Here is a 19,405-nt window from a genome sequence, read left to right on the forward strand (position 1 = left end):
TGACAGAGTATTGGATCGTGGCGGCGAGCTATCAGTCATCATCGAAAGTTGACCTGACCTCCCGGTCGGGTGGCATCTCGACTCTCGAAAGCCAGTCGGTGCGCAGAACGGCCTACCTCGTCGCCCGCGCACATTGGCGGGATAGCCAAAAAAGCCGAGAAATTGCCAAGGAGAATAAACGCTTCTGGATGCGGCCATCCGAACAGTTAGCCATTACCTCAAGGGACTTAGAAATTATGCAAAACGACCCTCTCAGCCTTAATGAAATCGTCCGCCGCGTGAATGCGAAGGCCGCCGACTACTGCGCTTTAAGCGACCGGATTTGGGCAATCCCGGAATTGGCATTTGAGGAGCATCGCTCGGTGGCCGAGCATATCGCAATGCTCGAGCGTGAAGGTTTTCGCATCACGACGAATGTCGGCGGCATGGCTACCGCCTTCATCGCGGAATTTGGCGAGGGCATCCCAATCATTGGCATGCTCGGCGAATACGATGCGCTTCCCGATCTTGCTCAAGTCTCAGGCGCAACAGAACCGAGCTCATCGACCGCACGTGCGCCGGGTCATGGTTGCGGGCACAATCTTCTGGGTTCCGGCTCGGCACTTGCAGCTGTTGCATTAAAAGATGCGCTCGCAGCTGAACGCATTGAAGCTACAGTGCGCTTCTACGGCTGTCCGGCAGAGGAAGCTGGAGGGGGCAAGGCCTTTATGGCTCGATCCGGCGCTTTTGACGATCTCGACGCTGCCTTATGCTGGCATCCAGCGGTGGTTAACGAAGTGCTGACCAAATCCTCGAACGCTGCAAAGTGGGCGCGTTTCTCCTTTACCGGCAGGGCGGCGCACGCGGCGGCGGATCCACATTTGGGGCGTAGTGCGCTTGACGCAGTCGAGTTAATGAATGTTGGCGTCAACTACATGCGCGAGCACATGCCCTCCAATGCTCGCGTTCACTATGCCATCATCAACGCCGGCGGTGAGTTCCCCAACGTAGTGCAGGCATATGCTGAATCATCTTATTCCATTCGTTCTCCGAGCGTGCAAGACGCTGAGCGGGTGTTCGCGCGCGTGCAGAAGATTGCAGAAGGTGCTGCGCTTATGACCGAGACATCGGTGAAAGTGCAAATCACCGGCGGTTACTCCAACCTTTTGCCCAACAAAGCGCTGTATGATGTGATGTATGAGAACATGCGCCGTGTCGGCCCGCCTCCCTTTGACGCAGCTGACTATGAGTTTGGTAAGGAGCTTCGCAAGACGGCGCTGACGGACGAAGATGCGCTGGCTAGCGTCGTGGGTCGCGATGTTTCGTTGAAGGACAAGATCCTCCACGATAGCCTCATACCGTTGGGGACAGACCAATTCGAGTTTGGCTCGACAGACGTTGGCGACGTCAGCTGGATCGTGCCGACTGCACAGTGTCAAACAGCCTGTTTCGCCATTGGCACGCCCTTCCACAGTTGGCAGCTCGTCACCCAAGGCGATTTGCCTGCAGCCCACAAGGGGATGATATTGGCTGCCAAAGTCATGGCTACTACGGCGGCAGATTGCATACGCAATCCAGAAATCATCATTCGGGCAAAGGCAGAGTTGAAGCAACAAACAGGGGGCCGCCCATATCTCTGCCCAATACCTTTGGACGTCACGCCCAGTGATCTGCGTGGGAAGGCGCTATAAAGCCCCGCTCCCAACTCGGTGACGCGCGAAAGCATGGCAGGCTCGCTTCGCTTGTATGACCCACCCGGTCAAGCCTCAACGGAGTCATACATTCGCTTTTTATTGCCATGAACGGCAAGCGAAGAGTTCGTCGATCTGCCGACGTAGGACTCGGGTACGAAGTCCTCATCTTCACCATCAGCAGTCGCGGTAGCTGGGGCCTTTGGCTGCGCCGGCGTCGTCAGTTTCGGTTCTGCTTTCACCCTACCTGTGGTGGTGCATTTTGATCCAATCTGTCTATTCCGCAGATGGGGCGAGGTTATTAGGTTAACATGGCTTATCGGATTAGTTCCGTCTCGCTTTTGCCAGGGAGGAAAAATGGCTAAGCATGTGGTGGGCAAGGCAGAGGATGTCGGTCCGGGCATGCGCAAGGTCTTTGAGGTGCGTGGCCGTCCGATCGTCATCTTCAATGTCCATGGCGACTACTTTGCCCTCCACGACCGTTGCCCTCACCAGGGCGCTGAACTGTCGATGGGCTTGATCTCAGGCATTGCAACGGCAGATGAGCCCGGTCATGTCCAGTGTTCGCGTCGCGGGGAGTTCATCCGCTGCCCTTGGCACGGCTGGGAGTTTGATATTCGCACCGGCCAGTCATGGTGTGATCCAGGGCGAATATCCGTCAAGCAATACCCGGTATCGGTAGCTGCGGGAGCCGAATTGGTCGAGGGTCCGTATAAAGCGGAAACCTTCCCTGTAAGTATCGAAGACTCCTATCTGGTCGTCGATCTGTGAACGATCGACCCGATCCATCGTGAGATGGCAGAGTTTCTTGGAAGCGAGGCATTTATGCTCCACAAGCCGACATCGGTAATCGATTGCGATATTCATCCGGCGGTGCCGGGGAACGATGCCCTGATCCCCTATATGGACGAGTATTGGCAGGAACAATTCATCAGCCGCGCGATCGGCGAGATGGATCTGGCCAGCTATCCGCCGAGCGTACCGCTGTCATGCCGCCCGGACTGGCGGCAAGCTGGTGAAAAGCCGGGCGCCAGCATCGATCGCTGTCGGGAGCAGGCGCTCGATAAATTCAACTGCGAGATCGCAATCTGTAATCCGCTCTATGGCGGTCAAGTCGCGGCAAGCGGTTTGATGGGAGCAGAGGTCTGCGCCGCGACCAACAAGTGGTTGGCGCGGGAGTGGTTGGATGCTGAGCCTCGTTTGCGCGGTTCGATCGTCGTGGGCTCGCAGCTTCCCGATCGGGCTGCAGAGGAAATCCACAGATGCGCTTCCGACAAAAGGTTCGTCCAGGTCCTGCTGCTGGCCGGCAACGAGATGCTTCTTGGCCGCAGCCATTATTGGCCGATCTATGAAGCGGCCCAAAAGCATGGGCTGCCTGTCGGTATCCATGCCGGTACGATGTATCGCCATCCTACGAGCAGCGGTATGGGTTGGCCGTCGACCTACCTGCAGGACTATGCCAGCGGAACTCACATTTTCGCGGCACAGCTCCAGAGCCTGATCATGGAAGGTGTATTTGCCAAATTTCCGGATCTCACCTTCGTGATGATCGAGGCGGGCATCGGCTGGGTGCCCAGTTTTATCTGGCGGACTACTAAGTATTGGTTTGGTACCCGCGGTGAAGTTCCTTGGGTGAAGCGCTCTCCCGCGGTGGAAATCCGCGATCGTGTCCGGTTTACGATCCAGCCATTCGATACGTCGACGGACCCGGTGCACGTCGAGAAGCTGATTGAGCATCTCGGCTCCGAAGACATGCTGCTCTTCTCTTCCGACTACCCACACTGGCAGTTTGACGGAGATGACCCGATGCCACCCGGTTTTCCAGCGCGGCTTCGCCAGAAGATCGCGCGCGAGAACCCCTTGCGGACATACCCACGGCTGAAGGAGACGGTGTAATGACCGATACGATCACGATTCCGAAGCAGACGGCGCGCTCCACATTTTCGGCAGGTATTGCCGATTGCGATATCCACCCGGAGCTTAGAGACCGCTATGGCCTGCATCCGTATCTTTCCAAGCGGTGGCGCGATCATCTCGATCAGTATGGTGAGTTGGGATTCGAAGTGTTTTCCGGCAACATTACTTACAACGGATCCACTTTCAATGGATATCGTCGCGATGCGTTACCCCCGAACGGCGGTCCACCCGGTTCGGACCTAACGTTCCTGAGGAAGCAGCACCTAGATCCGAACAATGTCGATTTCGGCATTCTACAGCCCATGGTGGCGCTGGGCAATGGTGGGCGCAATCTCGATCTCAGTAACGCATTGTCCACGGCGATCAACGATTGGCAGATCGCCGAATTCGTCGAGCCGGAGGACCGGCTGAGGGCCTCCGTTGTGGTCGTTCCGGACGATGTCGTTGCCGCAGTCGCGGAAATCGAAAAGCGGGCTCTGGATGCGCGATTTGTTCAGGTGGAGATATTCACAGGGACAACCGAGCCACTGGGGCACCGGCGCTACAGGCCCATCCTGGAAGCCGCGGCCCATCATGGCTTTCCTATCGGCATGCACATCAGCGGAGGCCGGGTCGGCGCACGGACTGCCAGCGGGTGGCCATCCTACTACTGTGAGAGCCATCTAGACCTCACCTTCGCTGCACAGACGCAGATTATGAGTCTTATTCTCGATGGCGTGTTCGATCAGTTGCCATCTCTCAAGGTGATTATTGTCGAGTGCGGTTGTGCCTGGTCAATCGAACTTGGCCACCGGCTAGATATGCTGTTGCAGCGGATGGGCTCGGAGGTGCCTACCCTGAAACACACTCCTTCCCACTATCTTCGCAAGCATTTCTACTTCTCAACACAGCCGATGGAAGAGCCGGACAACCCCGAGGATCTTAACTACCTGTTTGATCAAATCGGTTGGGACAGGCTGATGTATGCAAGCGATTATCCCCACTGGGACTTCGACGATCCCCGCTATGCCTTCAAGACTCGGATATCCGGGGAACATAAGGCAATGCTGTTTCGGGAGAACGCCAGAAACGTTTACCGGGTCCTCTAAGGCAAACACCGGGAAGCGTTTGAGATCGGCGAGAGAGAGCCACCATCGTCGGTGAATCGATCAAACGAAAAGAAACGCCGCTGATGGAGGAAATCGATGGAGCAGCTTCACTCTGAGGGAAAGGCCTCTTTAAAGAACGGGCCAGCCCTAGGGATCGCATAGTAGCGGCAATTGGGCGTTTCATGTGGTTAGCAGCGAATAAACAAGAAATGCACAAAGAAAGGGAACTAAGATGAATGATGAAATTCGTTATCTCAGTGAGCGCGTCGCGAAAGGAAAGTTGTCCCGACGCGAATTTTTAGGTCGAGCCGCGGCGCTCGGCGTTAGTGCAGTGGTGGCTAATACCCTCCTCGCCCAAGCCGCGAGGGCGGGGGGACCCGTCAAAGGCGGAACGCTCAAGGCCGGGTTGAACGGTGGACAAGCTACGGACAGTCTTGATCCAGCGCTCATATCATACGACGTTCAATTTATCTTCAGCCGTCAGTGGGGCGAACAACTTGTTGAGCTGTCTGGAGATCAAGAACTCAAGCCGGCACTTGCCGAGGAATGGGGCGGATCGAAGGACGCGAAGGTCTGGACCTTTAAAATCCGAAAGGGCGTGCAGTTCCATAACGGCAAGCAAATGACTCCCGCGGACGTGCTCGCCACGATGGAGCGCCACTTTGACGCTAATTCTAAGTCCGCCGTGCTCCCCCTCATGCAAGCCATCGACAAGGTCGCGGTCGACGGTCAAAACGTGGTCTTCTCCCTAAAGGAGGGGAATGCCGACTTTCCGTTCATAATAAACGATCTCCATCTTGTGATTCAGCCAAATGGCGGCAAAGACAACCCGAACGAAGGGATCGGAACCGGGCCCTACAAGATCACCATGAACGATCCTGGTGTTCGACTTGGCGGCGAAAGGTTCGCTGGCTACTGGCGTGACGATCGCGGCTTTGCCGACCAGATCGAGATCTTCGTCATCAACGACGGGACTGCCCGCTCCTCTGCCTTGCAGAGCGGGCAAGTCCACATCATCAACCGAGTCGATCCTAAAGTAGTCGAACTCCTGAAGCGCTTTCCCGCCCTCACCATTCGTAATGTTCCCGGCCGTGGCCACGGTTATTTCTATTGTGAATGCGACACGGCGCCTTTTGACAACAACGATCTGCGCCTCGCGCTGAAATATGCAATTGACCGGGAGGAGATGGTCCAGAAAATCCTGGGAGGTTACGGTGCCGTTGGCAATGACACGTACGCAAACAAGCTTTACCCACTCTTCACCGAATTGGAGCAACGCAAGTATGATCCTGACAAGGCAGCTTTTCATTACAAGAAGTCCGGCCACTCGGGATCGTTGCTCCTTCGCACGTCCGACGGACCTTTCCCGGGCGCGGTTGACGCTGCTCAGCTATACCAGCAGAGCGCAGCAAAGGCGGGCATAAACATCGAGGTCAAGCGCGAACCGGCTGACGGCTACTGGGACACTGTGTGGGGCAAGGTGCCGTTCGCGGCATCATCTGGTGCCGGACGGGCGACGCAGGACATGTACTATTCCCTTATGCTCCAGTCGAAAGCCGTATGGAACGAAACTCACTTCTTTAGCGAGAAGTTCGACCAGATGTTGGTCCAGGCACGCAGCGAACTCGATGTCAATAAACGCAAGAAGCTGTATGCCGACATGGGCCAGATGGTCCGAGACGAAGGTGGCGTGATCATCCCGATGTTTTACGACTTCATCGACGCCACGGGCCCGCAAGTTGGTGGCTGGATGACCGATGGTAACAACCAACTTATGAACGGCTATGCGCTGTCCAAATGTTGGCTGCAGGCCTGAGGTCCGGCCTTGGTTTCGAAGCTCATTGCCCAGCGCCTTGCGCTGGGTACCCTCCTGTTGCTCGCCGTGTCGGTGCTGATCTTCGCCGGCACGCAAATCCTGCCGGGCGACGTGGCGCAGTCCATTCTCGGCCAATCGGCAACACCGGTGGCACTCGCCAACTTGCGCGCCGAAATGGGCCTCAACGATCCCGCCCATGTCCGCTATTTCCACTGGCTATCAGGCGCATTGCAGGGCGATCTCGGCACCGCGCTCGCCAGCAAGCTCGATATCGCCACCTCGATCAAGGAGAGACTTTGGAACACGTTGTTTTTGGCCTTCTGGGCGGCGGCCGTCGCGGTGCCTCTTGCCATCATGCTCGGCCTGCTCGCGATCCGATACCGCAACGGTCCCATCGATAAGCTGATCTCGGGTTTCGCGCTTGCCTCGACCTCGGTGCCTGAATTCTTCATAGGCTATCTGCTGGTCTATTTCTTTGCCGTGAAGTTCCAAGTTTTCCCAGGTATTTCAATGGTCTATGACGGCATGCCCTTCCTCGACAAGATGAAGGCCATCGCGCTGCCCTGCACGACGCTCACGCTTGGCGTCCTCGCCCATATGATGCGTATGACGCGGGCGGCGATCCTCAACGTCATGCAGTCGGCCTATATCGAGGCGGCCGAACTAAAAGGGCTCACCGCGTTCGAGATCATCCGCAAGCACGCTTTCCCCAATGCCATCGCGCCGATCATCAATGTAATTATACTCAACCTCGCCTATCTCGTGGTCGGCGTGGTCGTGATCGAGGTAATCTTCGTTTATCCCGGCATGGGTCAGTATCTAGTCGACCATGTCGCCAAGCGCGACGTGCCGGTCGTGCAGGCCGTCGGGCTGATCTTCGCCACCGTTTATATCTTCCTTAATGTCGTTGCTGACGTGGCGTCGATTCTCGCCAATCCTCGGCTACGGCATCCGAAGTGAGGGCGGCCGATGTTTAGACGCATCCCTTTCGGCGCGTTGATCGGCCTGATCTTCACCTCGTTGTTCTTCCTCGTCGCAACCTTCGCCGAGTGGATAGCACCCTATGGTCTCGGCGATATTGTCGGCGGCGTCTGGGAGCCGATGTCGGCGAAATTTCTCTTCGGCACCGACAATCTTGGCCGCGACCTGCTCTCACGCATGATCTATGGCGCCCAGACAACGATCCTGATCGCCGTCCTGGCGACATTTTTTTCTTTCTCGATGGGCGCAATCCTCGGCTTCACCGCTGCGGTGGTCGGCGGCTGGTTCGATATGTTGATGTCCCGTTTCGTCGATCTCCTGATGGCGATCCCCACCCTGATCTTCGGCCTGGTCGTGCTCTCTGTGCTGCCTTCTACGCTGGTGACGCTGATCCTGGTCATGGGCGTGCTGGATTCCACGCGCGTCTATCGCCTGTCGCGGGCTGTTGCGGCCGATCTTAATGTCATGGATTTCGTCGAGGCCGCCAAGCTGCGGGGCGAAGGCAAATGGTGGGTGATTTTCGCCGAAATCCTGCCCAACGCTCTGTCCCCGCTGGTCTCCGAACTGGGCCTGCGCTTCATCTATGCAGTGCTATTCCTCTCGGCGCTGTCCTTTCTGGGGCTCGGCGTTCAGCCGCCTGCAGCCGACTGGGGCGGCATGGCGAAGGAGAACAAGGACGGCATCGTCTTCGGCATTCCGGCGGCGCTGGTTCCGGCGGCAGCGATCGCGGCGCTCGCAATCTCCGTGAACCTCGTGGCCGACTGGATTGTGAACCGCACGACCGATCTTAAGGGAGGGCGCGGCAATGGCTGAGACGCTGCTCGACATCCGCAATCTCCGGATCGAGGCCACTGCTTATCCGCCCGGCGAGGACCCGAAGACGATTACTATTGTCGACGACATATCGCTGGTATTGGAAAAGGGGAAGGTGCTCGGACTGATCGGCGAATCCGGGGCAGGCAAATCCACCATCGGGCTTTCGCCGATGGGTTATGGCCGCGGCGGTGTCCGCATCACCGGCGGCGAAGTCATCCTCAACGGCCGCGACATCCTCAAACAGGGTAAGAACGGCATCCGCAAACTACGCGGCCGTGAAGTATGCTACGTCGCCCAGTCCGCGGCGGCGGCCTTCAATCCCGCCCAGCGGCTGATGGACCAGGTGGTGGAAAGCTCGCTCAAGCACCGCTTAGCCAACCGCGCCGAGGCCGAACGCCGCGCGGTGGCGCTGTTCCGCAAACTCAGCCTTCCCGATCCCGAAAATATCGGCACGCGCTATCCGCACCAAGTCTCCGGCGGACAATTGCAACGCGTGATGACGGCCATGGCGCTCTGCCCCGCGCCGGATCTGATCATCTTCGACGAACCGACCACGGCGCTCGACGTTACGACGCAGATCGACGTGCTCGCCGCGATCAAGCAAGCGATCCAGGCCACAGGTGTTGCCGCGCTCTATATCACCCATGACCTTGCCGTTGTCGCGCAGGTGGCCGACGACATCATGGTGCTGCGGCATGGCAAGATGGTCGAGACGGGCACCGCCCATCAGATCATCAAGGAGCCGAAGCAGGCCTATACCCGGGCGTTGGTCTCCGTGCACCAAATCGAGCACGAAGAGAAGCTGCCGACGCCGAAACCGATCCTATCGGTGAAGAACGTCACGGCCGCATACGGCAACGGCATGTTAAAGGTGTTGAAGGACGTCTCGGTCGACATCCATCCCGGCCAGACGCTGGCTGTGGTCGGCGAATCCGGCTCCGGAAAATCGACGCTGGCTCGGGCGATCACCGGCTTGCTGCCGCCGCAGCAGGGTGAGATCACCTTCGAGGGCCATAAGCTTTCCAACCGACTCGGCGGCCGCACCAAGGAAGACCTCCGCCAGCTTCAGATGATCTACCAGATGGCCGATGTGGCGATGAACCCGCGCCATACCGTCGGCACCATCATCGGCCGGCCGCTGACATTCTATTTTGGCCTCCGAGGCGAGAAACGGGAGCGGCGGGTGAAAGAGTTGCTCGAAGAGATCGAAATGAGCAATGGCTTCATCGATCGCTATCCGGCCGAGCTCTCCGGCGGTCAGAAGCAGCGCGTCTGCATCGCGCGGGCGCTGGCGGCTAAGCCCAAGCTTATCATCTGCGATGAGGTAACGTCGGCCCTGGACCCGTTAGTGGCCAATGGCATCCTGAAGCTGTTGCTTAATCTCCAGCAGATCGAGCAGGTGGCTTACCTCTTCATCACCCACGATCTCGCGACGGTGAAGTCGATCGCCGATTCCATCGCCGTCATGTATCGCGGCAAGGTCGTGCGCTATGGAGCAAAGAGCCAGGTGCTGACGCCGCCGTTCGACGCCTATACCGATCTCTTGCTGTCGTCGGTGCCGGAGATGGAACTTGGCTGGCTGGAGAAGGCCGTTGCTGGGCGAAAGATGGCGAGCGCGGGGTATTAGCGATGTGAGTCTTCGCGAAACTATCAGTTCAACGAGGCCGGAGCGGACTCTGTGTCAGAGGGAACATCGATTGGTGTGATAGCCAACTTCTGGACAAACTGTATATTTAGGTAAGATGGGAAACCTGCCATCTTCCCATACGAACAAAGTCACTTAGGTGCGCGGTAGCGCAATCTTACGGCTCCTCCGACTCTAAGGTAAGCTTCCCTCCCTGCTCGTAATGAAAGCGTTCCGGGTGGGGCGGGTTGGTGCTGACCAACGCAGTTACGGCTCAGGCTACACAAAGGATTGTTAAAATGGCAGGACACCCATTCGCGGAAACGATCAGGTCGGGAAAACCGCAAATCGGCGCCTGGATGCAAATTCCGCATGTAATCGTCGCAGAGACGCTGGCGCAGACAAACCTCGATTTTCTTCTGGTCGATGGCGAGCATTCGCCCATTCCGCCCAACGCGCTCTTGCAGATCCTTCCTGCGACCGAACGATACGGCATGCCTGTACTCTACAGGGTCGCTTGGAACAGAATTGAACTCATTAAAGCCGCGCTCGATCATGGTGCGAACGGCATCATGGTGCCGATGGTAAACTCCGGTGCCGAAGCCATCGAAGCAGTGTCGTCCGCAAAATATCCGCCCACGGGAAAACGCGGATCTGGAGCTTGGAGAGCATCAAACTATTACCAAAAGGATGCGGAGTATCGCAAAGATGCGAACTCTGACTTGGCCGTCGTACTACAGATCGAAACACGAGAGGCCCTCAATAATCTAGACGACATAGCCTCGACGCCTGGTGTCGACGCGCTCTTCATCGGCCCGGCAGACCTTGCTCTTTCCTTTGGCATAGAACCGGGAAAGCTCACGCCTGAACTGCTGGATGCATGTCAAGCAGTCGCGAATGCCTCTAAGAAATACGGTATCGTATCAGGTATTGATGTGGCATCCATAGAATACATGATGCGACTCCAATTGCTTGGCCTCAGCTTGTTCACCTATGGAGGGGACTCTGGTTTTGTTTTAGACGGCGGCCGCGCGGTGGCGAAAGAGTTCCATAATGCGTTTCTCGTTAAGTAAACCGCCTATCGGTCTATTGAAATAGCGGACCGTGCGGGCTCTTGGTGTGTCGGCGCGAGTGATATCAGCGAAAACTTCTCGTTTTAGAAGAAGGAAATTTGACGAATGCTCGTCTATCCCGAGTTGCTTGTTCGGGTGAACTGCGTAAGCCACCATATTTTAGACATCAGGATTAGCGCCAAAAGACTAAACGGCTGAAGGCCTGTTGTGAGCAGTTCGTGGCTCAACACACTGCCTTACATACGCAGCTGAGAGGAAATTGTGATGCCTGCTGACCTAGCGGATTTGATACCTCAACGACAACATCCGCACTGCCTAAGGTTTCACATGGTCAAGGCGGCTACGTGTTCGATACCGATGGCAAGCAATACATCGATGGTTCTGGGGGCGCCGCCGTTTACAGCCTCGGCTACGGAAATGAGGAAGTAATCGCAGCTATTCATCACCAGCCCAAGCGGGTGATGCATGGATACCGATATACATTCAACAGCGATCCGCTCGAAGAGCTGACCGCGCTAGAGCACGTCCTGTTTAATCCGGTTCATATCCTGCGGCTTTGAAGTAGTTGGCACATTCGGCTGGGGTGAAGAGGTCGACGACCGCGCCGACCGCGTCCCACAAAGCCTTGATGGTTCTCTCGGCTTTTGCTCGCAGCAGCGCCTTGAGTTTGGCGAAGCGTTCTCAATTGGATTGAAGTCGGGACTGCAAGTCGGCAGGTAGAGCAGGCTCGCGCCTGCGGCCTCAATCGCGTCGCGCACGCCGGCGGCCTTGTGGGCGGGCAGGTTGTCCATGACGACTACGTCGCCCTCCGACAATGTTAGGACCAGCACCTGCTCGACATAGGCCAGGAACACGTTGCCGTTCATGGCGCCGTCGTAGACGAAGGGCGCAGTCATGCCCGTCAGCCGCAGCGCTCCGGTGAAGGTCGTGGTCTTCCAGTGGCCATGCGGCACGCCGGCCCGGCCGCGCTCGCCACGCGGCGCTCTTCCACGCAGGCGGGCCATCTTTGGGGAGAGGCCGGTCTCATCGATGAACACGAGCTTCGCCGGATCAAGATCGAGCTGGCCGTCGAACCAGTCCCGGCGTCGCTTCAGGATGTCGAGGCGACCCTGCTCCAGTGCGTGCGCGGACTTTTTTTGAATGTCCAGCCGTGACCGCGAAGCTAGGCGCTCAAGGCGCTGCGGCTGATCCGCACTGACTGCGGCGACGAGCCGCTCCACCATCTCGTTCAGCGTGATGTCCTTGCGCTCCTCGATCAGCCCGACGATGAAGGCTTCATGCGCATTGAGGCTGGAGGCGCGGCGGCGGCCCTGCGGGCGTGGCGCCAGTTCGCCGATCTTTGCCCGCGCAATCCAGCGGATCGCGCTGGACACTCCCACGCCGAACCGCGCCGCCGCTTGCCGCGCCGACATGCCCTCGTCCGAAGCCTTCAAGACCCGCGACCGAAGATCACCGCTCAATGCTCTTCCCATCGTCCACCTCCATCGAGGTGGATGTTGAATCAGCACAAAACGCAGCCGTCACATCACAATCGATTCATCGATCACAGGACGTGCTCTAGTCGCCGCCAGGTGTGGCGGCGAGCTCGACGCCATGGTGTTCGTGTCTGGCGGATCTGAGGCCGTGGAGTCCTCGATGAAGCTGGCACTTCAGTATCATACCGGCCGCGGAGAAAAGAGCCGGCGTCGTTTCATCTCTCGGCAACGGTCGTGGCATGGCAACACGCTTGGCGCGCTTTCTATTTCTGGTTTCAAAGAGCGCCGTGAGGCCTATGAAGGTGCTTTGCTGCCCTCGTGCTTCCTATCTCCGGCGAACACTTACCGGCCGCCCTCTGGCGTGTCTGCGGAGGATGTTGCCGCATATTGCGCGACCGAACTGGAGGACGCCATTCAGGAGATCGGTCCCGAGAATGTCGCCGCATTTGTCTTTGAGCCCGTCGTAGGCGCCGCCGGTGGCGTCGTGCCCGCGCCACCAGGATATGCGGCTCGCATTCGAGACATATGCGATCGTCACCGCGTCCTCATGATCGCGGACGAGGTCATGTGCGGAAGCGGGCGGTGCGGGACCTTCCGCGCCCTGGAACATGACGGTGTGGTTCCAGACATGATGCCGATAGCGAAGGGGTTGGCAGCCGGATACATTCCGCTGGGAGCCGCCGTCTACAGCCGCGAAGTCGGCGATGTCCTCAGATCGGTGTGGGGAGGACCGCAAACTGGCCATACGTTCACGGGTCAAACCACGGTTTGCGCCGCCGGCGTGGCGGTTCAGAGGATAATCGAGCGTGAGCGGCTAGTGGAACACGTCTTGATCAACGGACCAAAGTTGGTTTCCCTGCTACACGACGCGCTTTGCGGGATCGCATCCGTCGGCGATATTCGGGGCCGGGGCTACTTCGTCGGCATCGAGCTTGTTGCCGATCCCGCCACCAAGGCTCCGTTCGACCCCCACAGCCAGGCTTTCCTGAGGGTGCGGCGACGAGCGCTGCAAAATGGCCTCATCTGCTATCCGTCGGGAGGCAACGTCGATGGCGTGGCAGGCGACACAGTCATCATTTCCCCCAGGTATAACGCGACGGACGCGGAGTTGAGCGAGATCGCCGACAAGTTCGGTAAGTCGTTGCGAGAGGCCCTTTCTGAGATTGGAGCCGACTGATGTCTCCACGCAAAGCCATCGTTACCTGCGCGATCACAGGATCGATCCACACGCCGTCGATGTCGCCCTTTCTGCCAATCAGCGAGGACGACATCGTTTCGCAGGCGATCGCGGCGGCTAATGCCTGCGCGACGGTCACTCACCTTCACGTCCATGACCCCGAGACGGGTCGACCGAGCTCCGATGCGGAACGGGGGTATGGCTTGCAGGCGAATTGGACATTTTTCATCCGTCTTCGACATCAATGACGCATAGTAGGGGGTCACCATCCAGCGGTAGGTGCCTTTGACGGCATCAATCGCTGTGACTTCCTGGTCGTTTAGATCGACCCATTGAGCAAGCTTGTCCTTCGTTCTGATCAAATTTCGCGTATGGAAATTCCAGTCTTTCCAAATAGCGTCGGTGAAGTTGTCTTGGTCAACAACATTGTAAGAACTCCACAATTCCATGTCGGGTTGAGCAGCTTTGAAGTCTAATAGAATTCTAAGGCCGGACACCGGCTTCGAAGCCAAAGAAGCCGCGAACCAACCCAGAGGGATCAGTTCGTAATATTGCCAAAGAGGGGCCAATTCCTCATGTCGCTTGACGCGGTCTGGCCACGTTTTCGAGTTGGCCATCTTCGGTCGGGAACCGAGTACGCTCCACCCGGCCAAGGTTCGGGTTAGCCTCTGCCGCATTTGTCCTGAAGGACACCCCCAGCTGTTAGGCCGGAAATGGTGTGATGGACCAGATCAGGTCGACGGCACGCTGGTGAATCGCCTCGGTGCCAAGAGAATTGGATGAAGCCGCAACGACATGTCCCAAACAGTCTCGATAATCGCCCTTTCTGACAATGGGCGTCTTGGGTCGCACGTAAAACTTGACCTCACCTGATACAGATACAGCAGCGGCCTCACTGTCTCCGGCAATCCAGTCCAGTGTCCCATCGCGATCAGCGACCAGGAATCGCGCGGCGGCAGAGTGGGAATGCCTTTTGCGCAGATCGCATTCATCGCCGATTACAAGCTTGATGTGCTCGGTGACGAGATCGCACCGTAAGCGAGTTGGACCAGCTGCGGATCCGGTGCACCACTTAGGCGCGGATTGACTTCAATGACGACTGGACCGCGCTTTGGTCCACCGGAACTCAATGCCCGTTGGCCCCCAGCCTAAACCAAGAGCTCGCAAAGAGATCAGCGAGATATCGATAATCTCCCGACAGTCGGCATCGTTCAGTAAGGCCGGGAAGGCCCACTCCCGGTAAACAAAGTTCGGTGGGAGGCCATATTCACCGGTGCCAATCGCAACGACTTCTTTGCCCATCATGTCAGCTGCATAAGCCGGGCCTTCCGCGAATTCTTCAACCCCATCCTCGGCCTGGACCGCCTAGGTGCTGTCCGCCCAACAGGTAGTTCGTGTGTTGAGCTAACTCGTCGGCGGTCCGGCACAATCGGACGCCCTCGCTGTTGCTGCCGATCGCAGGCTTAACTATCACCGGCAGTCCGAGCTCCGCGGCAGAATCTTTCACTTCAGCTGCATTGGTCGCTAAACGGAAACGGGGCACTGGCCGCGAGAAGTTGACGCTGAGTGTATTTATCGCAGCATTCTTCAACAGCGTCCGGATTCGGTCCCGGCAGATCAAATGACGGCAGAGCTTGCCAACTGTCGCATACACTGGGTCCAACGCGCCCGAATGCCAGCGATTCCATAGGTCCCTCTGATCCGAGAACATTCGCGAATTAGCGCATCCAGATCGTCTGTATCAACACGGATCGTCTCAGCCCCTTTCACTCCAAAATGGTCATGCCGAGTGAGATCGTCCGAAAGGGTAATTGGCTGGAGGTCAAGACGCTGAGCAGCCTGGATCGTAGAGCAGGCCCGAGCCCATTCTCGTCCCTCCAACTAGGATCAGCGCTCTTGCCATTGATGTGGTCTCCTTCTATCCGTGCGGTTCGGCATGAATTCAGCCGAGCTTGACCTCAGCACCTGGCCCGAAGGCTACCATCGTCAACGAATTTGCGGCGTTAAGACTCTGCAAATTTTATTCCGAGTTTTTGTTGCATCGGCTGCCGTTAACGGCCGCGATCACCCTGCCGGTATCGAATGGTCCACATATTGCGTGCGCGACAGTTGAAGATCGCCTTCAATCCATATCCAGCCTTGGCCGAGAGACATTCAAAGTCCTCGCGGCGTGATTTGGCCTTTCTCGGGTCTCTCTGCGCCGCCGTTGCAACCAGGCGTCCATGGCTCAGCAAATTCAAACCTGACTTTAGCCTCAACTAGCGCGCGCCAGCGCCGCCGCGAGACGACGTTTGGGATAGTGGCTGAATTACAGTTTCATTCCATCTCGCTCCTTGGATCGTCCTCGGTTCGATCTTCAGCGGGTGTCGCAGGTAATGCGGCGATGGACTCCGTCCAAACTTTCCGTGACTGCATCAAATACTTTCAGGGCCGTAAGCTCGCGAAGAACCTGCTCATTGATCCCACCGCGGGTCGCGTAGTCTTCCGCCAGATGCATAAAGTCCTTTTCAGGCGCCATCTCCGGAGCGTTCCCCAATGCGTTGAAAAGGCTTGCGATGTAGTCGCGCGCCTTGCCGTCCCTAACCCCATGCTCCTTCAGCCACCTGTGGATGGTTTCGAGGTATTTGAAATAGCTGCCATAGGTCGCGGTGGCGACGCTCAATGCGTCGAACTCGCTCGAATTCTCGACCTCGAGCACCTTCCCCAGCCTGCCGAACAATTTCGCCACGCCCGGATCGGGCGGGTAAACGATCGTTGCGCCCAGCCGGTGAGCAAGCATGGGCATGGGAAGCGCTTTCGTCACGGATTCCGCGGGAGCGGTCAGGCCGGCTATCTCCTCGCGCGACAGTGTGGCGATCAGGCTGACGACATGATGCCTGCGATGAAACCGCAATTCCGGAAGCACCTGATGGGCAGTCTGCGGTCGGATCGCCAGCATGATGGTGTCGCAATTATCTAGAACTGTTTGATTGTCGCTCGCAACGCGCACGTCGGGATGGCGGGAAGCGAGACCAGCTGCGATGTCTTCGTTGCGAGGTGACAGGAGCGCCGAAATCGAATTGTCGGTGATGGATTTGAGCCCGGTGATAATAGCCGCTGTGAGCGCACCTGTGCCGATGAAGCCGAGTTCCATTGATGTTCCTCACGCTAGTCGTCTGGATGGACCCGCTGATTACAATGGCTCCCACTCCAGCGGTATCTGAGAACGCGCGTCACGGCAGGCGCACTAAGCGGGCTTCCAATTCCATGCCAAGAGTTCGATGCAAGGCACGGCGCGCTGCCGGATTTGGATCAGATGCTAAGCTCCTTGAATCCCTGCCAGACATCCTCGATTGCCGGACCGCGCTCGGCGGCATAGCGAACGCTGGCGTCTCTTGCGGCCGGCCCAGGAGCACGGCGTCGCCATCCAACAGCTTTTCGGAGAACGCCAGCCTTCTGCCTTGCATGGGCGCAGACTCGGCGTTGCTAGGAGAAGGCCGTCCCTGAGGCGGCGGACTGGCGCGCTTTCGCCATCGGCGAATGTAAGCTGGTAGGCCGACTTGGGCAGATCCGAAGCAATAGGCAGTTTGAGTCCGTATGCCCGCCGAGCAACCCCGGCAGCAACGCTTTGCCGGCGTTGGTGAGGCTGGAGCCCACGTCCAGCCGCCGGCGCGCCAGAATGGAGGTCATGGCCAGTCGAAAGCCGAATGCGATAGTGCGGGCGGTTATCGCGTTGTCCCTCAGCACACGCGTGCAGCACCGAGCGCCCCGAACTGCCCAAACCTAATTTTGTTGTGCTGGAATGCATCACCGATCGAAGGTGGCAAGCAAACTGCCGTCGAAGATCTGACCGAGGTTTTTTGCCACATAATCAGGTGCGCCGTTTTCATCTTGATGTAACTCGCCGGAGTTGTTGAGGCCAGCGGTTACGAGAAGCGTGTCAACCCCGGCAGCCTTTGCGCCCTTGATATCGGTATCAATCTGATCGCCAACCATCAAAACACAGTCCGTACCCGCCCGAGCGATGCACTCTTCGAAAATCGCTCTTCCTGGCTTGCCCGTAACCTCGACACAGATTGGAGGAGCTCCGAAGGGCGCTAGTCCTGCCTGAAGCATTGGTTCTATTATCGCTGGTCCAAAGGCCAGTGAGCCGTTCCTGCCAGGATAAATGATGTCCGCGTTTGCCGCTATGATACGGGGCATTTCACCTGTATCCATCAGTCTGCGTTGAAATGTTGAGAGGATGTGATCGACAGACCGTTTAAAATCAAAACCTTCGTCATCGATCACTACGAGCGTGTCGAATGTGTCGGCCGTGTCAGCAGAGTTAAGATTTGGATGCTTGCCGAAAAGGTCATCCGCAGCGCGCGCGCTGCCCAGATATGAAACTAGCCGCCCGGCTGCCAGCTCTTCGAGTACGCGATGTCGCGCAATACCTCCCGCGGACACGATACGATCGACCCCCGGAATCGGAAGTCCCGCGCCTCGTAAACGTGCGAATATCGTTTCCTCCGATCCACTGCTGATATTCGTCACGATATAGTATGGCTGGCCGGATATATTAAGTCGCTCCAAGATATCAACAGCGCCTGGGAGGCTTTCGTCGTCGACGATTAGGACACCCATCGCGTCGAAAAGTATCGCGTCATAGCAATCTGCCAATGTCTGAGGGGGACGCTTGAGCTCTGCTCTGCGGCAGTGTGGGGCGCGACACTTACCGCTGGAAAAGCCGTCCGCCGGAGATCCGATCATTGTTGCATCTCCACAAGCGTGAACGCATCGGAGAGGCCGATATTCGGTTCACAGCTATGGCTGCTCGCTCCGATCCCCGAAATCGTTTCTGGCGGTACGCTGGCGTCGCAAGTCTCGCTATAGGCCCAGGCCAGCCACTCGCATAATATCGCCAAGTCTTCTGCCTCGATCGTGGGGCCTGCCCATATTCGAAATCCCGGGGGCGCGTCACCGTAGCTCCAGATGTCAAAAGCCGCGCCTTCGGCTTCGAGCAGACGGATCATCCCCCCAGCGACTTTACCGTCGTCCTCTGCCTCGCCGGCAGCGAGTTGCTCTCGTACAAGCCGAAGGGTAATTGAACAGGTGGAACGTGCTGCCGGATTGGTGCAAGTCCAATCAATCCAAGGAGTAGAATTCACCCAATCGGCCATCACAGCGTAGTTGTTGGCAACCCTGTTCAGAAGCGCTGGTAACCCGCCGCACGCTTCCGCCCAGTCGAGCGCAGAGTGGATATCCGCGACGGCGAACATGCTGGGAGTCGAGATCGTCCGGCCGCCAAAGAACGCTTTGTTTACAGATCCGTCGGCGTTGTGCAGGCTCATGAGCCTGGCTACCGGCTTACGCTCGCCGGCTTTCAGCCGTGCCTGGGCTCTAGGCGAGAGCGCGATCATCCCGTGGCCGCCTTCACCGCCAAGCGCCTTCTGCCAGGACCAGCACAGAACATCGGTCCGATCGTAGTCGATGGGCCTCGTAAAAGCTGCCGAGACGGCATCCGCGATCACAAGTCCGGCACGGTCAGGAAGGATCCAGTCAAGATCCGGTGGACAGACACCGCTGTTGGTGCCGTTTAGCACTAGAACGATGTCGTGATTGGAATCGATCCCGCTCGTGCTCGGAAAATCTCCAAAAGCACAAATGTGCCGGCTTTGGGGGGCAAGCGCTAACGTATCGATCTCATTTGCCCAATACCGCGAGAAGCTGTCTGACAAGAATGTCTCGACTGGAAAAGGGCCGAGTAGATTTTGTAAGGCCATGCTGCAGGCCCCAGTGCCTGAACC

Annotated in this window: 15 protein-coding genes and 2 pseudogenes; 12 read left to right on the forward strand and 5 right to left on the reverse strand. The window is 57.7% G+C overall.

Annotated elements, in window-relative coordinates; all coding sequences use genetic code 11:
* The first annotated feature begins 236 nt into the window (after positions 1-236).
* From LB577_RS15295 to LB577_RS15340, 10 genes are all read left to right on the forward strand, one after another.
* Positions 237-1,670: a M20 family metallopeptidase gene (locus tag LB577_RS15295; RefSeq protein WP_224687361.1), complete on the forward strand. Its 1,434-nt coding sequence runs from the start codon at positions 237-239 to the stop codon at positions 1,668-1,670.
* A 357-nt stretch (positions 1,671-2,027) separates the two neighbouring features.
* Positions 2,028-2,441, forward strand: a complete 414-nt coding sequence (locus LB577_RS15300) for a Rieske (2Fe-2S) protein (protein ID WP_224687326.1) — start codon at positions 2,028-2,030, stop codon at positions 2,439-2,441.
* A gap of 24 nt (positions 2,442-2,465) precedes the next feature.
* Positions 2,466-3,566 (forward strand): amidohydrolase family protein, encoded by a 1,101-nt coding sequence (locus LB577_RS15305; protein WP_224687327.1) that lies wholly within the window; start codon positions 2,466-2,468, stop codon positions 3,564-3,566.
* Positions 3,566-4,675, forward strand: coding sequence for an amidohydrolase family protein (locus LB577_RS15310; RefSeq protein ID WP_224687328.1), 1,110 nt, complete (start codon positions 3,566-3,568; stop codon positions 4,673-4,675). Before LB577_RS15305 ends, LB577_RS15310 begins: the two co-directional genes overlap by 1 nt.
* A gap of 232 nt (positions 4,676-4,907) precedes the next feature.
* A complete protein-coding gene (locus LB577_RS15315) occupies positions 4,908-6,491 on the forward strand; it encodes an ABC transporter substrate-binding protein (RefSeq protein ID WP_224687329.1) in 1,584 nt (527 codons plus the stop codon).
* A gap of 9 nt (positions 6,492-6,500) precedes the next feature.
* Complete coding sequence (locus tag LB577_RS15320) at positions 6,501-7,451, forward strand: ABC transporter permease (RefSeq protein ID WP_224687330.1); 951 nt, start codon at positions 6,501-6,503, stop codon at positions 7,449-7,451.
* Between the two features lie 9 nt (positions 7,452-7,460).
* Positions 7,461-8,285, forward strand: a complete 825-nt coding sequence (locus LB577_RS15325) for an ABC transporter permease (protein ID WP_224687331.1) — start codon at positions 7,461-7,463, stop codon at positions 8,283-8,285.
* Positions 8,278-9,915 (forward strand): ABC transporter ATP-binding protein, encoded by a 1,638-nt coding sequence (locus LB577_RS15330; protein ID WP_224687332.1) that lies wholly within the window; start codon positions 8,278-8,280, stop codon positions 9,913-9,915. The genes LB577_RS15325 and LB577_RS15330 overlap by 8 nt, the downstream gene beginning before the upstream one ends.
* A 296-nt stretch (positions 9,916-10,211) precedes the next feature.
* Positions 10,212-10,985, forward strand: coding sequence for an HpcH/HpaI aldolase family protein (locus tag LB577_RS15335; RefSeq protein WP_224687333.1), 774 nt, complete (start codon positions 10,212-10,214; stop codon positions 10,983-10,985).
* A gap of 311 nt (positions 10,986-11,296) precedes the next feature.
* Positions 11,297-11,545 carry an aminotransferase class III-fold pyridoxal phosphate-dependent enzyme gene (locus LB577_RS15340; RefSeq protein ID WP_224687362.1) on the forward strand — a complete coding sequence of 83 codons (249 nt, stop codon included), beginning with the start codon at positions 11,297-11,299 and terminating at the stop codon, positions 11,543-11,545.
* On the opposite strand, the gene LB577_RS15345 is transcribed toward LB577_RS15340, so the two are convergent.
* Positions 11,517-12,457 (reverse strand): IS630 family transposase gene (locus tag LB577_RS15345; protein WP_224687334.1). Its coding sequence is split into 2 segments (ribosomal slippage): positions 11,517-11,665 and positions 11,665-12,457, totalling 942 coding nucleotides; the frame shifts between segments, so codons are not numbered across the junction. The genes LB577_RS15340 and LB577_RS15345 overlap by 29 nt on opposite strands.
* A 70-nt stretch (positions 12,458-12,527) precedes the next feature.
* Between LB577_RS15345 and LB577_RS15350 the strand changes: the two genes are divergently transcribed.
* Positions 12,528-13,637: an aminotransferase class III-fold pyridoxal phosphate-dependent enzyme gene (locus LB577_RS15350; protein WP_224687363.1), complete on the forward strand. Its 1,110-nt coding sequence runs from the start codon at positions 12,528-12,530 to the stop codon at positions 13,635-13,637.
* A pseudogene (locus tag LB577_RS15355) lies at positions 13,637-13,828 on the forward strand (3-keto-5-aminohexanoate cleavage protein); the annotation flags it as partial. The gene LB577_RS15350 and the pseudogene LB577_RS15355, both read left to right, overlap by 1 nt.
* A 511-nt stretch (positions 13,829-14,339) precedes the next feature.
* Here the strand turns inward: LB577_RS15355 and LB577_RS15360 are convergent.
* The 4 genes and pseudogenes from LB577_RS15360 to LB577_RS15375 all read right to left on the reverse strand — a co-directional run bounded on the left by LB577_RS15360 (position 14,340) and on the right by LB577_RS15375 (position 19,381).
* Positions 14,340-15,540, reverse strand: a pseudogene (locus LB577_RS15360) (ATP-grasp domain-containing protein).
* Positions 15,541-15,993: 453 nt separating this feature from the next.
* Positions 15,994-16,770 (reverse strand): pyrroline-5-carboxylate reductase, encoded by a 777-nt coding sequence (locus tag LB577_RS15365; protein ID WP_224687335.1) that lies wholly within the window; start codon positions 16,768-16,770, stop codon positions 15,994-15,996.
* A 653-nt stretch (positions 16,771-17,423) separates the two neighbouring features.
* Positions 17,424-18,368 carry an HAD-IIA family hydrolase gene (locus tag LB577_RS15370; RefSeq protein ID WP_224687336.1) on the reverse strand — a complete coding sequence of 315 codons (945 nt, stop codon included), beginning with the start codon at positions 18,366-18,368 and terminating at the stop codon, positions 17,424-17,426.
* A complete protein-coding gene (locus LB577_RS15375; protein ID WP_224687337.1) occupies positions 18,365-19,381 on the reverse strand; it encodes a phosphoserine aminotransferase in 1,017 nt (338 codons plus the stop codon). Before LB577_RS15375 ends, LB577_RS15370 begins: the two co-directional genes overlap by 4 nt.
* Between the last annotated feature and the right edge of the window lie 24 nt (positions 19,382-19,405).

This window comes from Mesorhizobium sp. B283B1A, assembly GCF_020165735.1.
In the GTDB taxonomy this organism is placed as follows: Bacteria; Pseudomonadota; Alphaproteobacteria; order Rhizobiales; family Rhizobiaceae; genus Mesorhizobium; species Mesorhizobium opportunistum.